Annotated in this window: 19 protein-coding genes; 9 read left to right on the top strand and 10 right to left on the bottom strand. The window is 67.7% G+C overall.

Annotated elements, in window-relative coordinates:
• Positions 1-80: 80 nt before the first annotated feature.
• Positions 81-1,406: a hypothetical protein gene (locus D7325_RS04775; RefSeq protein WP_120994387.1), complete on the bottom strand. Its 1,326-nt coding sequence runs from the start codon at positions 1,404-1,406 to the stop codon at positions 81-83.
• 260 nt (positions 1,407-1,666) lie between these two features.
• Here D7325_RS04775 and D7325_RS04770 point away from each other — a divergent pair, with 260 nt between their 5' ends.
• Together D7325_RS04770 and D7325_RS04765 are read left to right on the top strand one after the other, a co-directional pair.
• Positions 1,667-3,187 carry a 3-hydroxyacyl-CoA dehydrogenase gene (locus tag D7325_RS04770; RefSeq protein WP_120994386.1) on the top strand — a complete coding sequence of 507 codons (1,521 nt, stop codon included), beginning with the start codon at positions 1,667-1,669 and terminating at the stop codon, positions 3,185-3,187.
• Between the two features lie 174 nt (positions 3,188-3,361).
• Positions 3,362-4,930 carry a methyl-accepting chemotaxis protein gene (locus tag D7325_RS04765; protein ID WP_120994385.1) on the top strand — a complete coding sequence of 523 codons (1,569 nt, stop codon included), beginning with the start codon at positions 3,362-3,364 and terminating at the stop codon, positions 4,928-4,930.
• Between the two features lie 6 nt (positions 4,931-4,936).
• Here D7325_RS04765 and D7325_RS04760 read toward each other — a convergent pair whose 3' ends face one another.
• Positions 4,937-5,623, bottom strand: coding sequence for a Crp/Fnr family transcriptional regulator (locus D7325_RS04760; RefSeq protein ID WP_120994384.1), 687 nt, complete (start codon positions 5,621-5,623; stop codon positions 4,937-4,939).
• Positions 5,624-5,738: 115 nt separating this feature from the next.
• On the opposite strand from D7325_RS04760, the gene D7325_RS04755 reads away from it, so the two are divergent.
• On the top strand, positions 5,739-6,260 hold the full coding sequence (locus D7325_RS04755) for an Mpo1 family 2-hydroxy fatty acid dioxygenase (protein ID WP_120994383.1): 522 nt from the start codon (positions 5,739-5,741) through the stop codon (positions 6,258-6,260).
• A 3-nt stretch (positions 6,261-6,263) separates the two neighbouring features.
• On the opposite strand, the gene D7325_RS04750 is transcribed toward D7325_RS04755, so the two are convergent.
• From D7325_RS04750 to D7325_RS04735, 4 genes are all read right to left on the bottom strand, one after another.
• The gene (locus tag D7325_RS04750; RefSeq protein WP_120994382.1) at positions 6,264-7,013 is read right to left on the bottom strand and encodes a hypothetical protein; all 750 of its coding nucleotides are present in this window, start codon (positions 7,011-7,013) and stop codon (positions 6,264-6,266) included.
• Between the two features lie 145 nt (positions 7,014-7,158).
• The gene (locus D7325_RS04745) at positions 7,159-8,703 is read right to left on the bottom strand and encodes a phospholipase D family protein (RefSeq protein ID WP_120994381.1); all 1,545 of its coding nucleotides are present in this window, start codon (positions 8,701-8,703) and stop codon (positions 7,159-7,161) included.
• 93 nt (positions 8,704-8,796) lie between these two features.
• Entirely contained in the window at positions 8,797-10,104 is a 1,308-nt protein-coding gene (locus D7325_RS04740) for an NAD(P)/FAD-dependent oxidoreductase (protein ID WP_120994380.1), read from the bottom strand.
• A gap of 69 nt (positions 10,105-10,173) precedes the next feature.
• Positions 10,174-10,662: an Lrp/AsnC ligand binding domain-containing protein gene (locus D7325_RS04735; RefSeq protein WP_120994379.1), complete on the bottom strand. Its 489-nt coding sequence runs from the start codon at positions 10,660-10,662 to the stop codon at positions 10,174-10,176.
• A gap of 142 nt (positions 10,663-10,804) precedes the next feature.
• On the opposite strand from D7325_RS04735, the gene dadA reads away from it, so the two are divergent.
• The 5 genes from dadA (at position 10,805) to D7325_RS04710 (ending at position 14,285) form a co-directional block, all read left to right on the top strand.
• Entirely contained in the window at positions 10,805-12,103 is a 1,299-nt protein-coding gene (gene dadA, locus D7325_RS04730; protein WP_120994378.1) for a D-amino acid dehydrogenase, read from the top strand.
• Positions 12,078-12,431, top strand: a complete 354-nt coding sequence (locus D7325_RS04725) for a RidA family protein (protein ID WP_120994377.1) — start codon at positions 12,078-12,080, stop codon at positions 12,429-12,431. The genes dadA and D7325_RS04725 overlap by 26 nt, the downstream gene beginning before the upstream one ends.
• A gap of 90 nt (positions 12,432-12,521) precedes the next feature.
• Positions 12,522-13,070: a cupin domain-containing protein gene (locus D7325_RS04720; protein WP_120994376.1), complete on the top strand. Its 549-nt coding sequence runs from the start codon at positions 12,522-12,524 to the stop codon at positions 13,068-13,070.
• Positions 13,071-13,194: 124 nt separating this feature from the next.
• Complete coding sequence (locus tag D7325_RS04715) at positions 13,195-13,620, top strand: c-type cytochrome (protein ID WP_120994375.1); 426 nt, start codon at positions 13,195-13,197, stop codon at positions 13,618-13,620.
• Between the two features lie 134 nt (positions 13,621-13,754).
• Positions 13,755-14,285: a cupin domain-containing protein gene (locus tag D7325_RS04710; protein WP_120994640.1), complete on the top strand. Its 531-nt coding sequence runs from the start codon at positions 13,755-13,757 to the stop codon at positions 14,283-14,285.
• A 9-nt stretch (positions 14,286-14,294) separates the two neighbouring features.
• Here the strand turns inward: D7325_RS04710 and xpt are convergent, their stop codons facing one another.
• The 4 genes from xpt to D7325_RS04690 form a co-directional block, all read right to left on the bottom strand.
• Positions 14,295-14,867, bottom strand: a complete 573-nt coding sequence (gene xpt / locus D7325_RS04705; protein WP_120994374.1) for a xanthine phosphoribosyltransferase — start codon at positions 14,865-14,867, stop codon at positions 14,295-14,297.
• A gap of 99 nt (positions 14,868-14,966) precedes the next feature.
• Positions 14,967-15,557, bottom strand: a complete 591-nt coding sequence (locus tag D7325_RS04700; protein WP_245962010.1) for a 3-keto-disaccharide hydrolase — start codon at positions 15,555-15,557, stop codon at positions 14,967-14,969.
• Positions 15,557-17,176 carry an alpha-amylase family protein gene (locus D7325_RS04695; RefSeq protein WP_120994373.1) on the bottom strand — a complete coding sequence of 540 codons (1,620 nt, stop codon included), beginning with the start codon at positions 17,174-17,176 and terminating at the stop codon, positions 15,557-15,559. The genes D7325_RS04700 and D7325_RS04695 overlap by 1 nt, the downstream gene beginning before the upstream one ends.
• Before the next feature lies 1 nt (position 17,177).
• Entirely contained in the window at positions 17,178-18,710 is a 1,533-nt protein-coding gene (locus D7325_RS04690; RefSeq protein WP_120994372.1) for an alpha-amylase family glycosyl hydrolase, read from the bottom strand.
• A 174-nt stretch (positions 18,711-18,884) separates the two neighbouring features.
• Between D7325_RS04690 and gap the strand changes: the two genes are divergently transcribed.
• A complete protein-coding gene (gene gap, locus D7325_RS04685) occupies positions 18,885-19,895 on the top strand; it encodes a type I glyceraldehyde-3-phosphate dehydrogenase (RefSeq protein ID WP_120994371.1) in 1,011 nt (336 codons plus the stop codon).
• The last annotated feature ends 73 nt before the right edge of the window (positions 19,896-19,968 follow it).

Below are 19,968 nucleotides of genomic sequence, written 5' to 3'. Positions count from 1 at the left end.
CGCACAGTAAAACTGATCGGTGATTTTCCACTGTTCGCTGATCCGTGCCGAGCGGAGGCCTCGCTCCCCTGCGCAAGCGATCAGGCCAGCAAGGTGATCGCCAACAACAGGGGAAGCGCGACGAGCACGAAACGACCGTTCCAGTGGTAGGCGATCCGCCAGGGCGAGAGCTGCGCATGCCGCGCCAGCAGGAGCGCGGACGGCCCGTACGGCGAGAGCAGCATGGCCAGCGAAAAGCCACCGAGCAGCGCTACCGCCGGCTGCATCACCGGCACGCCATGGGTGGCCAGCTGCGCGAGCGTCGCCGCGCAGAGGTTGAGGGTGATGATCGGCGCGACGCCCAGCAGCGCGAGGCCGATGATCGACAGCATGCCGAAGGCGCCGAGCAGGAACACGGCCAGCGGCGTGGCGCTGAAGTGTTCGGCCAGCAGCGCGACCGGTATGAGGTCGGCGACCACGCCGCCGAGCAGGCCCGACGCGGCGAAGATGAACACCTCGTTGCGCATGCCGACCAGCGTATCGGTCACCTCGCCGTAGACGCCGGCGGGTCGCTCCCGGCGCGCGAGAAAGGCGATCGCCACCAGCGGCACCAGCACCATCGCGGCCTGGGTCGCCGACAGCCAGGTGAAGTAGGCCATCGCCGCGATCAGGGCGATTCCGACGAGACTGCCGCCGAGCAGGCCCAGCAATGCGGTGGGACGGGATGGCCCGGACGGCGCGTCGCTGCGCAACCGGGCGAGACGGCGAGTTTCCTGCGGCCAGCCGATCAGCAGCAGGACGACCGCCGAGAGTGCGCCGAACGGCAGCAGCGCCGTCCAGCCGAGGCTCGGGAACTCCCGCGTGAGGATCGCCACCGTCACGCTCGTCGGCGCCAGCAGCGGTACCAGCGCGAACCCGCGAAGCGCCGCCACCATCACGCCCCGCTGGCCTTCGCGGCGCTGCTCGTCATCGAAGGGGCGGCTGCCGAGATGGTTGCCCAGCGATCCGCATATGAGGTTGAGCATGCCGAAGCTTAGGATCGAGCTGATCGCGAAGCTGCTCAGCACGTAACCGGGGTAGAGCAGCGGGCGCGGCCCGGCGAGCAACAGGCGGTGCAGTTCGCCGATCCGTTCCAGGCGCTTGACCAGGCAATGCATCAGGCCCAGCGCCGCGATGAACGCGCCGTAGTAGGCGGCCGACGACAGCACCCGCCGCGCCTCGCTCCAGCCGGCGTCGCCATTGGCGATCCAGATGCCGAGCGCGGCCAGCGTCACCCAGCCCAGGCGGCGCGGATAGAGCATCAGCGAGACCCAGTGGCGCACGAAGAACAGCACCAGCAGCAGGCCGCTGGCAACGCTCAGGAATTCAAGGTGGGTGATCAGCGCCAGCAGTTCGAGCAACAGCGCCAGCGGCAGCAGGGCCGTCATCGGCTCGATCCGAACGAAGGCGGGCAGCGCCTTCTGCGGGGCGGGGAAACGCGCGGGTGCGTGACGAGAGCAGGCATGGTTTCGCGGATGGCGGCGGCTTGCATGGGAGACTGTCAGTCTTTAGGCTGCGGGTCAAATTACGGAATGTCGTTCCGCTAAGCGAAATGCAAGGCGACATCAACTGTCTGACCGGAGACCGCCCGCGGCGCGCCCTGGCCGACTAGCCTGAATACCGACAAGAACACCCAGGAGGCCCGTTTATGTTTTCCCGTATCGGCATCATCGGAGCCGGCGCCATGGGGCGCGGCATCGCCCAGCTGTTCGCGACTGCCGGCCAGCAAGTCTGGCTCCATGACACCCGTCCCGAGGCCATCGAGGAGGCGCTGGCCTTCAACCGTGGCCTGCTCGAACGCAGCGTCGCCAAGGGCCGCCTGACGCCCGAGGCCTTGGAACAGACGATGGCCCGCATGCAGCCGGCGCAGCACCTTGCCGAACTGTCCGGGTGCGAGCTGGTGATCGAGGCGATCGTCGAGAAACTCGAGATCAAGCAGGCGTTGTTCGTCGAGCTCGAAGGGCTGGTGGCCGCCGATGCCGTGCTGGCGACCAACACCTCGTCGCTGTCAGTGACGCGCATCGCCAGCGCCTGCCAGCGGCCCGAGCGCGTCGCGGGGTTCCACTTCTTCAACCCGGTCACGCTGATGAAGCTGGTCGAGGTGGTGCGCGGCGAGCGCACCGAGTCGTGGGTGATCGACCGCCTGGTGGCGCTGGCCGAGCAGGCCGGGCACTTTGCGGCGATCACGCCCGATACGCCCGGTTTCCTGGTCAATCACGCCGGTCGCGCCTTTGGCACCGAAGCCCAGCGCATCGTCAGCGAAGGCATCGCCACGCCCGAGCAGGTCGATCGCATCCTGCGCGACGGTCCTGGCTTCAAGATGGGGCCGTTCGAGCTGTTCGATCTGACCGGTCTGGACATCTCCCATGCGGTCATGGAGTCGGTGCACGATCAGTTCTACAACGATCCGCGCTACACGCCGTCCTACCTCGCCGCGCAGCGGGTCGCCGCCGGGCTGCTGGGGCGCAAGACCGGGCAGGGCTACTACCGCTACCAGGATGGCCAGCAGCTTCGTACGCCGGACGCGCCGGTCCCGGAGGTGATCGTCGAGCGGCCGTTCTGGCTGGGCAACATCGACCCGGAGCTGCGCGCGCGGCTGCAGGCGGTGTTCGACGGCTGCGGCGCGCGGCTGGAGGAAGGCGACGAGCCGTCCGATGCCGCCATCTGCATCATCACGCCGCTGGGCGAGGACGCCAGCGCCGCCATCGAGCGAATGGGCCTGCCGGCCGACCGCACGCTGGCCTACGACCTCTTAAGCGACTTCGACAAGCGCCGCGTGCTGATGCGCCAGCCGGCGCTCGATCCCGCGCTGGAAGCACAGGCACACCGGGCGTTCGCCGCCGACGGGGTGCCGGTCGAGGTCATCAACGACTCGCCCGGCTTCGTCAGCCAGCGCGTGGTGGCAAGCATCGTCAACCTGGGCTGCGAGATCCTGCAGAAGGGCATCGCCACGCCTGACAGCCTGGACCGCGCCATCGAGCTCGCGCTCGGCTATCCGCGTGGGCCGCTGGCGTTCGCCGAGCACTACGGACCGCTGAACGTCCTCGACATCCTCCAGGGCATGCAGGCCTGTTATGGCGGCGAGGCGCGCTATCGCCCGAGTCCCTGGCTGCGGCGCCGCGTGCAGCTGGCCGTGCCGCTGACGACGCCGGACTCGCGAGGCCGGTGAGCGGGCCAACGGCCCTCTAGGCGACCGGACGACCCGAGGTTTCGCTCAATTTGGCGGCGGACTGGCCGATAAGTCGGTCATTCCGGAGGCCTGGTTCGCTACGACCAAATAGTGGCTTGTTGCCAGATGCCGGCGTTGATACAAGAGGTGCGAACAACAATAACGAGGCCCATCATGCGCCCAGTCGTCCTTCGCCATCCGATTGCCTGCGCCCTGCATGCGCTCGGGCTGGTCTGCCTGCTGCTGTTCTACTCGACCCTGCAATTGCCGTTCTGGCTCGGCGCCCTGTCGCTTTTACTCTTTGCGCTCTGGCCGTGGCTCGGTCCGTGGCGCCCGCGCGAGGCGCAGGCCTCCGGCGTGGTCGATGGCGGCACTGACTTCGATGCGCTGAGCGGCGCGCTGTCTCGTCATACCTGTCATAACGCGCTGGCGGCCGCCCAGGTGGGCTTTGGCGTGGAGCGGCTGGGTGCTCGGCTGGGTTCGCAACTGGCGGCGGTGAGCGAAATCGCCCAGGGTGCCGAGGCCATCACCAGTACCGAGCAGGACAGCGCGTCCCAGGCCGAGGCGGCGCTGGAGGCGGCCAGGCAGGCGCGCAGCGGCAGCGAAGAGGGCCGGCGCGACCTCCAGCAGGCCATCGAGCACATGCAACAACTGAGTGCGAAGACCCATGCCAGCCGCGAGCTGATCGACGGATTGGCGGCCCGCACCGAGGAAATCCGCCGCATCACCGACGTCATCCAGTCGATCGCCAGCCAGACCAACCTGCTCGCGCTCAACGCGGCGATCGAGGCGGCACGCGCCGGCGAGGCCGGGCGCGGCTTCGCGGTGGTCGCCGACGAGGTGCGCAGCCTGGCCGCGCGCACCGCGAGCGCGACCGAAGAGGTAGGGCGGATGGTCACGGATATCCGTGAACAGAGCCAGGCGGTGGTCGAGCACATCCAGCACCAGGTCAGCGAGCTCGATGAAGCCGCGGCACGCATCGCCGGGACCGGCGACACGCTCAGCACCATCGCCGGGCGTGCGGCCGACGTCGAGCAGCGCGTCGCGCAGATCACCGCCGGCACGGTCAGCACCCACGAGCGGCTGGGGTCGCTGTTCACCGCCATTGGCCAGTTGCGTACCGATGTCGATGAAAGCGAAGCCCAGACCCGGCAGGTCGGTGTAGCGGCGGAGCGGTTGGTCGAGCAGGCCGAGCGGGTCAGCGAACTGCTCGCCGAGGTGCGGCTCGACGACTATCACCAGCGCGTCTATGACCTCGCCCGGGAGGGCGCGGCGGCCATCGCGGCGCGTTTCGAGGCGGATATCGATGCGGGCCGGGTGTCGTTCGACGATCTCTTCGACCGCAGCTACCGGCCGCAGCCAGGGACCGATCCGGTGCGCTACAGCACCCGCTTCGATCGTTACGCCGACGAGGTGCTGCCGGCGATCCAGGAGCCCTTGCTGCAGCGTCACGATGGCCTGGTCTATGCCATCGCGACCACGCCGGAAGGCTACGTGCCGACCCACAACCGCGCTTTCGCGGCGCCGCCGACCGGCAACCCGCAGGTCGATCGGGTCAAGAGCCGCAGCAAGCGGCTGTTCAACGACCGCACCGGTGCGCGGTGCGGCAGCCACGATCGGCCGGTGCTGCTGCAGACCTACAGCCGCGACACCGGCGAACTGATGCACGACCTGTCGGTGCCCATCCGCATCAAGGGGCGGCAGTGGGGCGGGCTACGGCTCGGCTATCGGCCTGAGGCCTGATCCGCCTCAGCCGCGGCCGAGCCGGCGCAGGGTGTCGAGGTCGAGGATGTCGATCTGCCCGTAGGCCAGGCGGATGGTGCCTTGCGCTTCGAGCTCCTTGAGCAGCTGGTTGGTGGTCTGGCGAGACAGGCCGAGCATCTGCGCGAGCTGCTCCTGCGACAGGCGAATGCGATGGCGCACGCCTTCGGTCTCGCCATAGCCCGCGGCAATGATCGCCAGGCGCCGGGCCAGCCGGGCCGATGACGGCAGCAGGCTGATTTCTTCCAGCGCTCCGAAGGTCATGCGCAGCTTCTGGCTCATCAGCAAGCCCAGCGCATGCCATAGCCGCGGTTGCGCGTCGATCCTGGCGAGCAGCGCGGCATGCGGCAGGTGCAGCAACTGCGTCGCGACATCGGCGGTGGCGTCATGCGTGCGCGGCTGGCCGTCGAACACGGCGATCTCGCCGAACCAGAACGGCGGTTCGATGCGCAGCAGCATCGCCTCCCGGCCCTGGCGATTGACCGCACCGATGCGCACGGCGCCCTTGAGCACGGCGTACAAGCCGCAGGGTTTGTCGCCGCGGCGGAACAGCACCTCGCCGGCCGCCAGACCACGCAGCTCGCCGATCTCGAGCAGCACCGCTTGCAGATCCGGCGCCAGCTGACTGAACCAGAGCCCGGCGCCGAGCGCCTTGCGCAGCGCATCATGCTTCATGGCTCACCCCTGGCGTCCGGGCGCCGGCTGGCGTGCCTTTGTCGGCCAGCTGACAGCCTGCCGCGCCGCACGCCCGCATAATCGCTGGCACTTGCCGTGCACCTGGAGCGTCGCCATGAAGAGCCTCATCGATCATCTCGGCCAATACGCCGCGTACCACCGTGACCCGCGTAACCTGTTGACCCATTTCGTCGGCATTCCGTTGATCGTGCTGGCCGTGGCCATTCTGTTGTCACGCCCCGGCCTCGAGCTGGGCGGGTTGCGCGTGAGCCTGGCGCTGCTCGTCGCGCTCGCTGCCGGCGTGTTCTATCTGCGCCTGGACCTGCGCTACGGGCTGGTCATGGCGGTCGTGCTGGCCGTCTCCGTCGCCATCGGCCAGGCGCTTGCCAGCGGCGCCATCCTGCCCTGGGCGAGCGCCGGGCTGGGGCTGTTCGTCGTGGGCTGGATCATCCAGTTCATCGGCCACTACTACGAAGGCCGCAAGCCGGCGTTCGTCGACGACCTGATGGGGCTGTTGGTCGGCCCGCTGTTCGTCGTCGCGGAACTTGGCTTCATGCTCGGCTGCCGCCAGCCGGTGCGCGAAGCGATCGAGGCGCGCGTCGGGCCGGTGCGCCGCCGCGAGACGGCGCGGGCCTGAGCTTCAGGGCGTCAGCGCCATCCATTGGTCGCTGAGGCTGCGCGTGTGCCGGTCGACCATGATCGGCGCGAACGGGCGGCCCGAGGCGCTGTTGAAACTGTTGTTGCCGCTGTTCATGTCGACCAGCGCGACCCGCAGGAACTCCCAGCGGGTCTTCAACTTGGCGATCGCCGGGTTGCGCTGCGGATCGAGGCGCTCGAGCTGCTCGTCGATCGCCGGCACCAGCATTCTTTCGTCCTGCCCGAGGTAGGTATCGGGCTGTTCGCGCGCGGTCTCGAAGGAGCCGATGTAGGCGCGGCTGAGGTATTGCACGGCGAGGTATTCGACCTTGGCCGGCAGTTCGGCCTCGGCGTTGGCGCCCTGCTGGGCCCGCACGCTGGTGAGGAAGTCGCGCAGCGCCTTGCTCAGTTCCAGTGGCCAGCCCCAGGGCATGTCCTCTTCGTTGCGGCCGAAGCCGGCGCCCTGGCGCAGGGTGGCGATCAGCGTCTGGTGATTGGCCAGCAGCTCGGGGTCGGCGCCCTTGGCCTGGAGCAAGGCGGCGCTGAGCGCGGAGAGGTCGCTCTCCATGCGCGCCAGGTGGGCCTTCTGGAAGCCCTCGCCGCGGTATATCAGCAGGCTGCTGGCGGCGCGACAGGCATGGATCTGCATGCCTTCGAGCGGGGTGAAGCTGGTCGTCGATCCGGCCGCATCGAGCGTGACGGCGAACCAGCTGGCGAAAAAAACGATCATCCCTAGCCATGTTTTACGGCGCATGGTCGTGCTCCTTTCTTATTTTTTTCGAAGCCGCCCGCGTACGCGGTGCACCGGTAGCCTAACCAGCCGATGGCAGACTGGTATCACACCAAAGAATGATTCCTCCGGGGTGGATGATATGCCGTCCATTTCGGCGCGAATGCCGTCAGAGCATCCGTTCGAGGCCGATGAAGCGTGCCAGCCAGGCGTTGAACTTGCGCCACCGGCTGCCGGGTTCCTCGGTCAGCACGCGCAGCTTGCCGCCATCTTCGGCGACCCAGACCAGCCGGCGGTTATCGGACGGGCCACTGAGCTTGACCTGGTAGCTCACCGCCGGATGCATGCCCTGCTCGGTGAGTTCGTGGACCTTGTCCGCCAGCCAGGGGCTGTCGACCAGCACGCCGACCTCGCTGTTCCACAGGATCGAGCGTGGATCGAAGTTCAGCGAGCCAAGGAAGACCCGCTCGCGGTCGAAGATCGCCGCCTTGCTGTGCAGCGCCGACTCGGAGCTGCCGGTGACGCTGAAGGCGACGTCTTCCTCGGGTTGGCGGCGCAGCTCGTACAGCTCGGCGCCCAGCTCCAGCAGCGGGATGCGATACGGCGCGTAGCCGCCATGCACCACCGGCACGTCGGTGGCCTCGAGCGAGTTGGTGAGGATTTTCAGCTCGACCCCCGCCTGCGCTTTCTCGGTGAAATAGCCCATGCCCGGCTCGGTCGGCACGAAGTACGCCGAAACCAGCGTCAGCTCCTCTTCCACCCCCTCCAGCGCCGGCGCGAGCTGGGTGGTCAGCAGCAGGTGGGCCTTGGGCACGCCTTCGGCGAGCAGCTTGTCGGGGTGGTCCCAGTACGCATGGCCGCGGGCCCAGTGCAGGTTGCCAAGCCAGTCGTCCAGCGCCGGCGCACGGCGATAGCGGGTGAGCCGGCGGTAGCGCGGGTCATCGTCGCGACGATCGGTGCGTTCGCCGGACAGCCGCGCACGGGCATCGGCGAGCTCGGCACGGCCCGGCTCGAACCACTGGAAATGTGCCAGCGGAATGCTCAGGCGGTGATTCCAGTACAGGTCGAAGCTGTGCCCCAGATCGCGTGCGGCCGGCCCGGCGACCAGGAGGTCGATGTCGGTGAAGTTCAGCCCGCGGTCGGCGTTGAAGTAGGAGTCGCCGAGATTGCGCCCGCCGACGATCGCGAGCGTGCCGTCGGCCAGGAACAGCTTGTTGTGCATCCGCTGGTGCTGCTGGGCGAGGTTCAGGAAGCGCCCCAGCAGGCGCGTGACGCCGGTGGCGCGCCCGATGTGCAGCGGATTGAAGACGCGGACCTCCAGGTTCGGGTGCGCGGCGAGGTCGGCGATACGCAGCGCGTTGTCGCCGGTGGTGGTGTCGTCGATGAGCAGGCGGACGCGCACGCCGCGGTCGGCGGCATCCATCAGCTCGTCGAACAGCAGGCGCGTGCTCAGGCCGTCTTCGACGATGTAGTACTGCAGGTCGAGGCTGACGGTGGCGGCGCGGATCATCTCGGCGCGAGCCTGGAAGGCATCGGCGCTGGAAGACAGCAGGCGGAACCCGGACTGGCCATAAGGGTGATCGGCGGCCAGTGCGTCGATGCGGCGGGTCAGCGGCGAGTCCGAGGCCGGCAGCACATGCGAGGGTTGCGGCACCGGATGGCTTGCGCAGCCCGTCAGCCAGAGCAGCGCCAGAAGCAGCAGACGGGTAGGCAAGTGGCCTCCTTGTGCCTTGGGTCCCTGTCGATTGGACGCTTCGCTGCGCCGGAAAATTCAGCCGCAACGGCACAGCGCCACTGGCCTGTACCGTCAGAAACGCTCGCGCAGCCGATGCCAGAGCATGCCGAGCGCTAGCAGCGGCGATCGCAGCCGGGCGCCGCCGGGGAAGGTCCGGTGCGGGACCCTGGCGAACAGGTCGAAGCGCCCCTCGGCCTGCCCGCTGATCGCTTCGGCGAGCAGACGCCCGGCGAGATGGGTGGCGTTCAGCCCGTGGCCGGCATAGGCCTGCGCGAAGTAGACGTTGGGCTGGTCCGGCAGACGGCCGATCTGAGGCAGGCGGTTGGCGCCGATGCCGATCATCCCGCCCCACTGGTAATCGACCGCGATGCCGACCAGCTGCGGAAATACCCTGAGCATCTTCGGCTGCATGTAGGCAGTGATGTCCTTCGGATCGCGACCGGAGTAGTGGCAGGCCCCCCCGAACAGCAGCCGGCGGTCGGCCGAGAGACGGAAATAATCCAGTGCGACCCGCTGGTCGCAGACCGCCATGTTGCTGGGCAGCAGCTCATGGGCGAGGCCGTCGGGCAGGCGTTCGGTGGCGATGATGTAGCTGCCGGCCGGTAGCACCTTGCCGGCCAGGTGCGGCTGCAGCCGACCGATGTAGGCGTTGCAGGCGATCACCAGCTGATCGGCCTCGACCGCGCCCTGGGCGGTCTGCACGGTCACCTTCGAGCCGGTGACGATGCGCTCGACCGACGAAGACTCGAACAGCCGCACGCCCAGCTGCTGCGCCGCGGCGGCCTCGCCAAGCGCCAGGTTCAGCGGGTGGAGATGGCCGGACCCCATGTCCACCAGGCCGCCGAGGTAGCGGTCCGAGCCGATGATCTCCCCCAGGTTGCGCCGCGACACCCGCCTGATGTCGTGCGGATAGCCGAGCCGCTTGAGCTCGGCATACTCGGCTTCGAACGCCTCGAGGTCGCGGGGCTTGTTCGCCAGGTCGCAATAGCCCCAGGTGAGGTCGCAGTCGATGCCGAACCGCTCGATGCGCTCACGCACGATCTGCACCGCCTCGAAGCCCATGCGCTTGAGATCGGCGACGCCGTCTTCGCCGAGGATGTCGAGAAACTGCTCGACGTCATGCCCGACGCCGCGGATGAGCTGGCCACCGTTGCGGCCGCTGGCGCCCCAGCCGATGCGATGGGCTTCGAGCAGCGCGACGGAGAACCCTCGTTCGGCCAGTTCGATGGCCGTGTTGAGCCCGGTGAAACCGCCGCCGATGACGCACACATCGGCACGGCAGGCGCCTTCCAGGGTGGGAAAGCGCAGGTCGCGATTGGCCGACGCGGCGTAGTAGGAAGGCGCATGGGCGGCGTGGGGCAGGGGCTGCACGGCGTTCATGGGGGTCCCTTGTCTGTCTTCTTGTCCGGGGCAGGATAGGTCGATGAGCGGCGTTCGGGCAAAGGTCCGTCAATCCGGCACGGGCAGTTCGAGCGACTCCTTCACCTCTTCCATGACGATGTAGCTCTTCGATTCGCGCACGTGCGGCAGCTTCAGCAGGATGTCGCCGAGCAGCTTGCGGTAGGACGCCATTTCCGAGATGCGCGCCTTGATCAGGTAGTCGAAATCCCCGGAGACCAGGTGGCATTCGAGCACGTGCGGCAACTTCAGGACGGCGCGGCGGAACTCCTCGAAGATGTCGCCGGACTTGTACGCCAGGCTGATTTCCACGAACACCAGCAGGCCGCCCTTGAGGTGGTGCGGGTTCAGGCGCGCGGAGTAGCCCATGATGATGCCCTCGCGCTCCAGCCGCCGGACGCGCTCGGTGCACGGCGTGGTCGACAGGCCGACCCGCTCGCCCAGTTCGGTGAACGGCAGCCGCCCTTCGGCCTGAAGCAGGCGCAGGATCTGGCGGTCGATCTTGTCCAGCTCGCGACGGGTCTGGTGGCGCGTACGCATGATGAATTACCTCCGTCCATTGAGTTTTGCCTAATAAATTGCCCTGAAACTCAGCATTTATATAGTCAGAAACACTGCGTTTTGCTTCCTATACTGCCGGCATCGATCAAGATTCGGCGCCCTGTGTGGCGAGGAGGCAGCGATGCGTGTTCTGGTGCTCGGTAGCGGTGTTGTCGGGACTGCCAGTGCCTATTACCTGGCGCGGGCGGGGTTCGAGGTGGTGGTCGTCGACCGCCAGCCGGCGCCGGCGCAGGAGACCAGCTTCGCCAATGCCGGCCAGGTCTCGCCGGGCTACGCCTCGCCGTGGGCGGCGCCGGGCGTGCCGCTCAAGGCCATCAAGTGGCTGCTGCAACGCCATGCGCCGCTCGCGATCCGCCTGACTGGCGACGTCGAGCAGTACCTGTGGATGGCGCAGATGCTGCGCAACTGCACGGCCGCCCGCTATGCGGTCAACAAGGAGCGCATGGTGCGGCTGTCCGAATACAGCCGTGACTGCCTCGACGAGTTGCGCGCCGAGACCGGCATCGCCTACGAGGCGCGCCAGCTCGGCACCACCCAGCTGTTCCGCACCCAGGCCCAGCTCGACAACGCCGCCAAGGACATCGCCGTGCTCGAGCGCTCCGGCGTGCCGTATGAGCTGCTCGACCGCCAGGGCATCGCCCGCACCGAACCGGCGCTGGCTGGCGTCGCGCACAAGCTCAGCGGGGCATTGCGACTGCCCAACGATCAGACCGGCGACTGCCAGATGTTCACCACGCGCCTGGCCGAGATGGCGGCAGACCTGGGCGTGCAATTCCGCTTCGGGTGCGATATCCAGCGGCTCGAAGCCGACGGCGACCGCCTCGCCGGGGTGTGGATCGACGGCCAGCTCGAGACGGCCGATCGCTACGTGCTGGCGCTGGGCAGCTACAGCCCGCCGATGCTCAAGCCGCTGGGCATCCGCGCGCCGGTGTATCCGCTGAAGGGGTATTCGCTGACGGTCCCGATCGTCGACCCCGACATGGCGCCGATGTCGACCGTGCTCGACGAGACCTACAAGGTCGCCATCACGCGCTTCGACCAGCGCATCCGCATCGGCGGCATGGCGGAGATCGCCGGGTATGACCTGAACCTCGATCCGCGCCGCCGCCAGACACTGGAGATGGTGCTGGGCGATCTGTACCCGCGCGGCGGACAGGTATCCGAGGCCACCTTCTGGACGGGCCTGCGTCCGGCGACGCCGGACGGTACGCCGATCGTCGGTGGCACACGGCTGAAGAACCTCTACCTCAACACCGGCCACGGCACGCTCGGCTGGACGATGGCGTGCGGCTCGGGCAGGCTGCTGGCCGATCTGATGGCCCGCAAGCGCCCGCAGATCAGCCCCGAGGGGCTCGATATCAGCCGTTACGGCAAGACTGCGGAGCGACACAAGCATGCCCATCCAGCGCCTGCGCACTGAAGCGCGCTACAGCGACATCGTCATCCACAACGGCACCGTCTATCTGGCGGGCCAGCTGGCCGATGACTACGGCGGCGACATCGCCGAGCAGACCAGGCAGACCCTCGCCAACGTCGACGCGGCCCTCGCCGAGGCAGGCACCGACAAGCGGCACATCCTGTCGGTGACCGTCTACCTCAAGGACATCCAGGCCGATTACGTCGGGATGAACGAAGCCTGGGACGCCTGGGTGCCGGCCGGTGCGACGCCGGCGCGGGCTACCGTCGAAGCGCGCCTGTACGCGCCCGAGGTGCTGGTCGAGATGACCGTGATCGCCGCGCTGCCGTGAGCGGCGCGGGTCACGGCTTGTTGTAAATCCTGAACACTCTGTTCCATGATACGGCCCACTTGTCCCTGACTCCCCCAGGAGGAGCCGCGATTGGACGTCGGTGCCCGGCTGCAGAACATCCGCAAACTCAAGGGGCTGTCCCAGCGTGAACTCGCCAAGCGGGCGGGCGTCACCAACAGCACCATTTCGATGATCGAGAAGAACAGCGTCAGCCCTTCCATCAGCTCGCTGAAGAAGGTGCTCGGTGGCATCCCCATGTCGCTGGTGGAATTCTTCTCCATCGATGTCGAGCAGGACAGCGACACCCAGGTCGTCTACAAGGCAGACGAGCTGATCGACATTTCCGACGGGGCGGTGAGCATGCGGCTGATCGGCAAGGCCCACCCGGACCGGGCCATCGCCTTTCTCGCCGAAACCTACCCGCCGGGCGCCGATACCGGCACCGACATGCTCGTGCACGAGGGCGAGGAGGCGGGCATGCTCATCGAAGGGCGGCTGGAGCTGACGGTCAATGGTCAGACCTACGTGCTCGAGACGGGCGACAGCTATTACTTCGAGAGCAGCAAGCCGCACCGGTTTCGCAACCCGTTCGAGCGGCCGGCGCGCCTGATCAGCGCGACCACGCCGGCGAACTTCTGAACCGGACCGGGCGGCGTGCCGTGCGACATCCTGAATGTTTCGGCTGTCCGATGCAGCCGCTATACTGCCCGCCGCTCGCGTTTTCCGTGGCCGCGGGCGTGTTCAGCCACGATGAGGGTGTAAGGTGAACCTGATTAAGAAGATCCTGGCAGCACAGGCTGCCGTGTTGGCCCTGTGGGCCGTTGCCGCCCAGGCCGCGACCAATGAAGATGCCATCGCCAAGCGCCTCGAGCCGGTCGGCGAAGTGTGCGTGATGGGCGAAGAATGTGCCGGTGTCGGCGCGGTTGCCGCAGCGGCGGGTGGTGGTGCGCGCAGTGCCGACGACGTGATCGCCAAGCATTGCAACGCCTGCCACGGCTCCGGTGTACTCGGCGCGCCGAAGATCGGCGACACCGCCGCCTGGCAAGCCCGTGCCGATGCCGCTGGCGGTATCGACGGTCTGCTCAAGCATGCGATCACCGGTATCAATGCCATGCCGCCGAAAGGCACCTGCAACGATTGCAGCGATGACGAGCTGATGGCGGCCATCAAGCAGATGTCCGGCCTCTGAGCCTCAGCGCAACGCCACGAAGCCGCCCTCGGGCGGCTTCGTCGTTTCTGCGCGGAGCAAACGGGATCCTGACCGGTCGAAAACAGCAGTGAGCCATGGCGGGGCGCTGCGCCCCGCGCTACTGCGAGGACCTCATGCCCAGTTCAGCCCTCAAACTCGAACAACTGCAGCTGCACAGCGACGGCCAGACGCCGAACAGTCCGCACCCGGTGCTGATCTACCGGGACGTGCCCCTGGCCGACGCCGATCTCGCCTCGGCGTTCGAGCGCCTGTTCGACAGCCACCTCTGGCCGGCCCGCTGGCGGGCGCAGGTCTTTGACTATCACCACTATCACTCGGTCTGCCACGAGGTGCTGGGCGTGTCGCGTGGGCGTGCGCGGCTCAAGCTGGGCGGTGAGCGCGGGCAGGAGATCGAAGTGGCCGCCGGTGATGCGCTGGTGCTGCCCGCCGGGACGGGGCACTGCCAGCTGTCGGCCAGCGATGACTTCGAAGTGGTGGGCGGGTATCCGGTGGAAGCGGACTATGACCTGATCCGGCCCGAAGCGGCGACGCACGACGCGGCGGCCGCGCGGATCGCACAGGTGCCGTCACCGGTCAGCGATCCGGTCGCCGGTACCCAGGGCGCGCTGGTCAACCTCTGGCGCCCGGGCGACGGCCCTATCTGAACGGGCGCCTCAATCGACGAACTGGACCGTGCCGCCTTCGAGCGATTTGACGCGGGCCAGCGACTCGACGCGATAGCCCTGGGCTTCCAACTCCTGGCGGCCGACTTGGAAGGATTTCTCGATGACGATGCCGAGCCCGGCGATGCTGGCGCCGGCCTGCTGGATGATGGCGATCAGGCCCTTGGCAGCTTTGCCGTTGGCCAGGAAGTCATCGATGATCAGCACCCGGTCGTTGGGCGACAGGTGATGCGTCGAGACGGCGATGGTGCTCTCGACCTGCTTGGTGAAGGAATACACCGAGGCGGTCAGCAGGTGGTCGGTGAGCGTCAGCGACTGGTGCTTGCGGGCGAAGATCACCGGCACGCCCAGTTCCAGGCCCGCCATCACGGCCGGCGCGATGCCGGAGGCTTCGATGGTCACGATCTTGGTGATGCCGTCGTCGCGGAAGCGCCGGGCGAATTCCTCGCCGATCTGCTGCATCAGGGCCGGATCGATCTGATGGTTGAGAAAGGCGTCGACCTTGAGCACCTTTTCCGAGAGCACGATGCCCTCGCGACGAATCTTTTCTTTGAGCTGTTCCACGAAGCGCTACCTCGAACGAGCACTGCCCGGGCCGGGAAAGCCGCGCATTCTCGCTCAATCGGCACCGCCAAGACAAAGGCTGCGCACCGGCTGCGACCGTCAGTCCGTCGGTTCGATGCAGAGTCGGCGAAAGCGCACCGCATCCCCGTGGTGCTGAAGCACCAGGTGGCCGTCCTGGCGACGCGCGAACCCATCGAACGCGGCGAACTTGCTGCGACCGATCCGCGCCAGCAGGGCAGGGTCCGCCAGGTCGGCCCGCAAGACGAGGCGCCCCGCCAGCCAGTGCTCGATGAGCGTTCCCTGCACACGGACCTCCCCGTGGACAAACACGCCCGGCTTCACGGGCGTCGCCACCTCCGGCGCGGCGAGCGCGTAGAGGGCGCCGTTGCAGGTGGTCGGCTCGCGACCGTCGGGGTGGCCGGCATCGTCGAGCAGCTGCATCTCCGGGCCGCTGTGCCAGGCGAGCGCGGCCGTCTCGTCGACCCGGTACAGCACGCCGGAGTTGCCCGCTGCGGGCAGGGCGAATTCGAACTCGAAGCGGAAGTTGCGATAGGGCGCGCGCGAGACCAGGTCGACGCGCGGCGCGTCGGCGATCGCCTCGAACGCGCCGTCGACGCAGCGCCAGCTCGACGCCGGAAACGCCGCGTCATGCCAGCCGCGCCATTGATCGGCGCCAAGTTCGATCTTCATCAGCCGAACAGCTGCTGCTTGCGCCGCAGCCACCGATAGCCGTAGGGGCCAAGGTGCAGTCGGAGCGGGTGGCCGGTCGGCTGTTCATAGTCGCGGTCGGCCAGCAGGTCGACGAAATCCTCCAGATCGTTGTCCCGGACCGCGACCTTCACGTCCTGATCGGACAGGTTGGCCAGCATCAGCACGGTCGATTCGGCGTCGTGGCGTACCGCGAAGACCGCCGGCTGGTCGACTTCGACCGGGCAGCACTGGCCCTCGCCGATTTCCCGCAGGCCGATGCGGGTGCGCACCATGTTGCCGGTCTTGGCCAGCAGCGAGTCGTTGCGCAGGGTCTGGGCATAGACGTTGACGCTGGGGTAGTCGAACGGCGGCGTGTCGATGACCGGCACCACCAGTCGCTCGGGCGGCGCGCAGGAAAACCCGGCGCTCGGCTCGTTGGACCATTGCATCGGCGTGCGGACCGACAGCCGTTCCTCGCGGGACAGGTCGTCGCCCATGCCGATCTCTTCGCCGTAACGCAGGATCGGCGTGCCCGGCAGCGAGAAGAACACCGCGTGGGCCATCGCCAGCCGGCGCTCGTCGCCGTCGAGCATCGGCGCCAGACGCCGGCGGATGCCGCGGTTGTAGGCTCGCATGTCGGGATCGGGGGCGAAGGTCTGCATGACTTCTTCGCGCTCCTCATCGTTCAGCCGCTCGAGGTCGAGTTCGTCGTGGTTGCGCATCCAGATGGCGTACTGCGCGCGTCGCGGCGGTTCCGGCTGGCGCAGCAGGGCCTTGTGCAGTGGCTCGCCCTGGCCGCGCGCGAGCGCGAGGAAGAAGTAGTTATTGATCCAGAAATCCAGCAGCAGGGTGACACGGTCGCCCTCGCCGAAGTAGTCCATATACTGCTCCGGCTCGACATCGATCTCACCCAGCACCACCGCCTCGGGCCGCCGCAGGGTGACGAAGTCACGGATGTGCTCGAGCAGCCAGTAGCCTTTCTCGGGATCGCCACCGCCGGCCTGCTCGATGAGGTGCGAGGCCGCATCGATACGAAAGCCGGACACGCCCAGCCGCAGCCAGAAGGCCATGATCCGTTCGATGTGCTCGATGACCCTGGGGTTCTCCAGGTTCAGGTCCGGCTCGTGGTGGTAGAACAGGTGCCGGTAGTACTGGCCCGCCTCGTCGTCCCAGGTCCAGACGCTGTCCTCGATGGTCGGGAAGATCGGCTCGATGCTGTCGTCCGGTTCGTCGGCCCAGAGGTAGAAGTCGCGGTAAGGCGAGTTCCGGTCGCGGCGCGCCTCCTGGAACCACGGGTGCTCGGTCGAGGTGTGCTGGACGACCAGTTCGGCGATGACGTGGATGCCCAGCTCCTCGGCCTTTTCCAGCAGGGCGACCATGTCGGTCAGGTCGCCGAAGCGCGGGTCGACTGCCAGGTGATCGGCGATGTCGTAGCCGGCATCCTTGAACGGCGAGCGGTAGAAGGGCATCAGCCAGATCGCCGTGCAGCCGAGCCCGCGAATGTAATCCAGCCGCTCGGTGATGCCTGGCAGGTCGCCGCAGCCGTCGCCGTTGTTGTCGCGAAACAGCGTTGGATCGATTTGATAGATCACCGCGTTGCGGTACCACAGTGGGCGCATGTCAGACGTCCTTCGGGCGGAGGAGGAGGGCCTGGCGCGGCGCGAGCCGGCCGTCGTAGGGGGTGGCCTCGCCGTGGCCGTCGCTGGCCAGCTCGATCAGCCACTGCCCGTCGAGCGGGCACACCTGGGCGGTGTCGGCGAAGTTGATGCAGACCGCGCGCTGGTCATCGACATGCTGGCGCCGGTATGCGAGCACCGAAGGCGGGGCCGGCAGCTCGTGCCAGTCGCCCAGTCGCAGGGCCGGGCTGGCGCGCCGCGCGGCGACCAGGTGGCGGTACAGCGAGAAGGTCGACAGCGGATCGTGCCGTTGCCGCTCGGCGGCCAGGGTGTCGGCATCGGGCGGGAAGGGGAGCCAGGTGGCAGCGCCGTCCCACCCGTGCGGTGGCGTGGCGAGCCAGGGGATCGGCGCCCGGCAACCGTCGCGGCCGCCGGGGTCGACGCGTGTCTCTGGCGTGATGTGCGCGTCTTCCAGGCCCAGCTCTTCGCCCTGGTAGATGAAGGGCGTGCCGCGCAGCGTCATCAGCAGCATGGCGGCGGCACGCGCGTTGGCGAGCGAGCCGTGATAGCGGGTGCGGTGGCGGCGGTTGTCGTGGTTGGACAGCACCCAGGTGGGCCAGGCATCGGCCGGCGCGTAGAGCGTTTCGATCTCTTCGATGCAGCGGCGAAAGCCCTCGGCCTCCCAGCCGATGTCCAGCGGCAGGAAGTTGAACGACATGTGCAGCTCGTCGCCGCGACCGTAGTACTGCAGCACCTGGCGGGTCGAGCGGATGTTCACCTCGCCGATCAGCACGCGCTCGCCGGGGTACTGGTCGACTACGCGCCGCAGGCCGCGCAGCACCTCGTGGCTGTAGGGCTGGTCGTTGAAGTCCGAAAGCGGCTGGGTGATGCAGCGTGGCTCGTCGGCGAAGGTGTCGTCCTTGCCGGTGCAATGCGCGACGTCGATGCGAAAGCCGTCGACTCCGCGGTCCAGCCAGAAGCGCAGCACGTCCTGCATGGCGGCCACCACCTCGGGGTTGCGCCAGTTCAGGTCCGGCTGCTGCGGCAGGAACAGGTGCAGGTAGTACTGGCCGGTGCGTTCGTCGAGCGTCCAGGCGCTGCCGGCGTTGAGGGCGGCGCGCCAATTGTTCGGTCGGTCGCTCCAGATGTACCAGTCACGCTTGGGGTTGTCGCGCGAGCTGCTCGATTCGATGAACCACGGGTGCTGGTCGGACGTGTGGTTGGGCACGAAATCGAGCAGCAGGCGCATGCCGCGGGCGTGGGATTCCTCGATGAGCCGGTCGATGTCCGCCAGCGAGCCGAACAGCGGATCGATGTCCCGGTAATCGCTGATGTCGTAGCCGGCATCGGCCATCGGCGAGCGGAAGATCGGCGACAGCCAGAGGGCCTCGACCCCCAGCTGCTCCAGGTAATCGAGCTGATGCAGCACCCCGCCGAGGTCGCCGATGCCGTCGCCGTTGCTGTCGGCGAACGAGCGCGGATAGATCTGGTAGATGCTGGCGCCTTTCCACCAGGGCGGGCTCAGGGAGTCGCTCATCGCAGGTCTCCTGTCCGGGTCGGAATCGATCGTCGGTGCGGCCTTGTGCGCATGTGACCGACCGGCCTTGTGGCGGGTTCGGTGGCCGGTCGTCGGTTGCCGATCAATGGGGCGCAACGGCGGCCGTTTCGCCGGACCTAAACCCAGAGCAGGTTCACTCCCGAGGAGACCGTCATGCTGCGCATCGCCCTGAATGGTTATGGCCGCATTGGCCGCATGGTGCTACGCGCGCTGTTCGAGCGCGGGCTGGAAAACCGCATCCACGTCGAGGCGATCAACGACCTCAGCGATAACCCGACCCTGGCGCATCTGACGCGGTTCGACTCGACGTTCGGTCGCTTCGCCGGCCAGGTCGACCTGCGCGAGGACGTGATGCAGATCCGTGGCCAGTCGATCCGCCTGCTCGCCGAAAAGGACCCGACCCAGCTGCCTTGGCAATCGCTCGGCATCGACCTGGTGTTCGAATGCACCGGTCGCTTCAAGAAGCGCAAGGATATCGACCAGCACCTGGCCGCCGGTGCCCAGCGCGTGCTCGCCTCGCATCCGCTCGACGGCGCGGACCTGACCGTCGTCTATGGCGTGAACCACGGCCTGCTCGGCTCGCAGCGGGTCGTCTCGAATGCCTCCTGCACCACCAACTGCCTGGCACCGCTGGCCAAGGTTCTGCACCAGACTATCGGCATCCGCCAGGGGCTGGTGAACACGGTGCATTCCTACACCAACGACCAGAACCTGCTGGACAAGCCCCACAAGGACCTCTTCCGCGCACGGGCCGCCGCCCTGTCGATGATCCCCAGCACGACCGGCGCGGCCAAGGCGATCGGCCTGGTGCTGCCGGAACTGGCCGGGCGGCTCGACGGGCTGTCGATCCGCGTGCCGACGCCGAATGTCTCGGTCGTCGACCTGACCTTCGTCGCCGAGCATCCGCCGGCCAGCGCCGAGGTCGTCAACACGGCGCTGCGCGAGGGTGCCCGCCAGTTCCCGCTCGGCGTGATGGAGTGCAATGACCTGCCGCTGGTCTCGAGCGATTTCAACGGCTATCCGGTCTCGTGCGTCGCCGACCTCAATCACACCCGCGTGCAGGGCGAGCTGGTCAAGGTGCTGGCCTGGTACGACAACGAGTGGGCGTTCGCCAATCGCATGCTCGACGTGGCGCTGGCCTGGACGCAGACGCAGGCGGGTTAAGGGATCGCCGCGTCTTGCCCGGCGAGGGAATCTTTCCGCCTCGCTCGCTGCCTTAAGGGCTATGCCGGCGGCG

Source organism: Stutzerimonas urumqiensis (assembly GCF_003640395.1).
Classification (GTDB): Bacteria; Pseudomonadota; Gammaproteobacteria; order Pseudomonadales; family Pseudomonadaceae; genus Stutzerimonas; species Stutzerimonas urumqiensis.
This window is presented reverse-complemented; position numbering and strand designations above follow the sequence as displayed.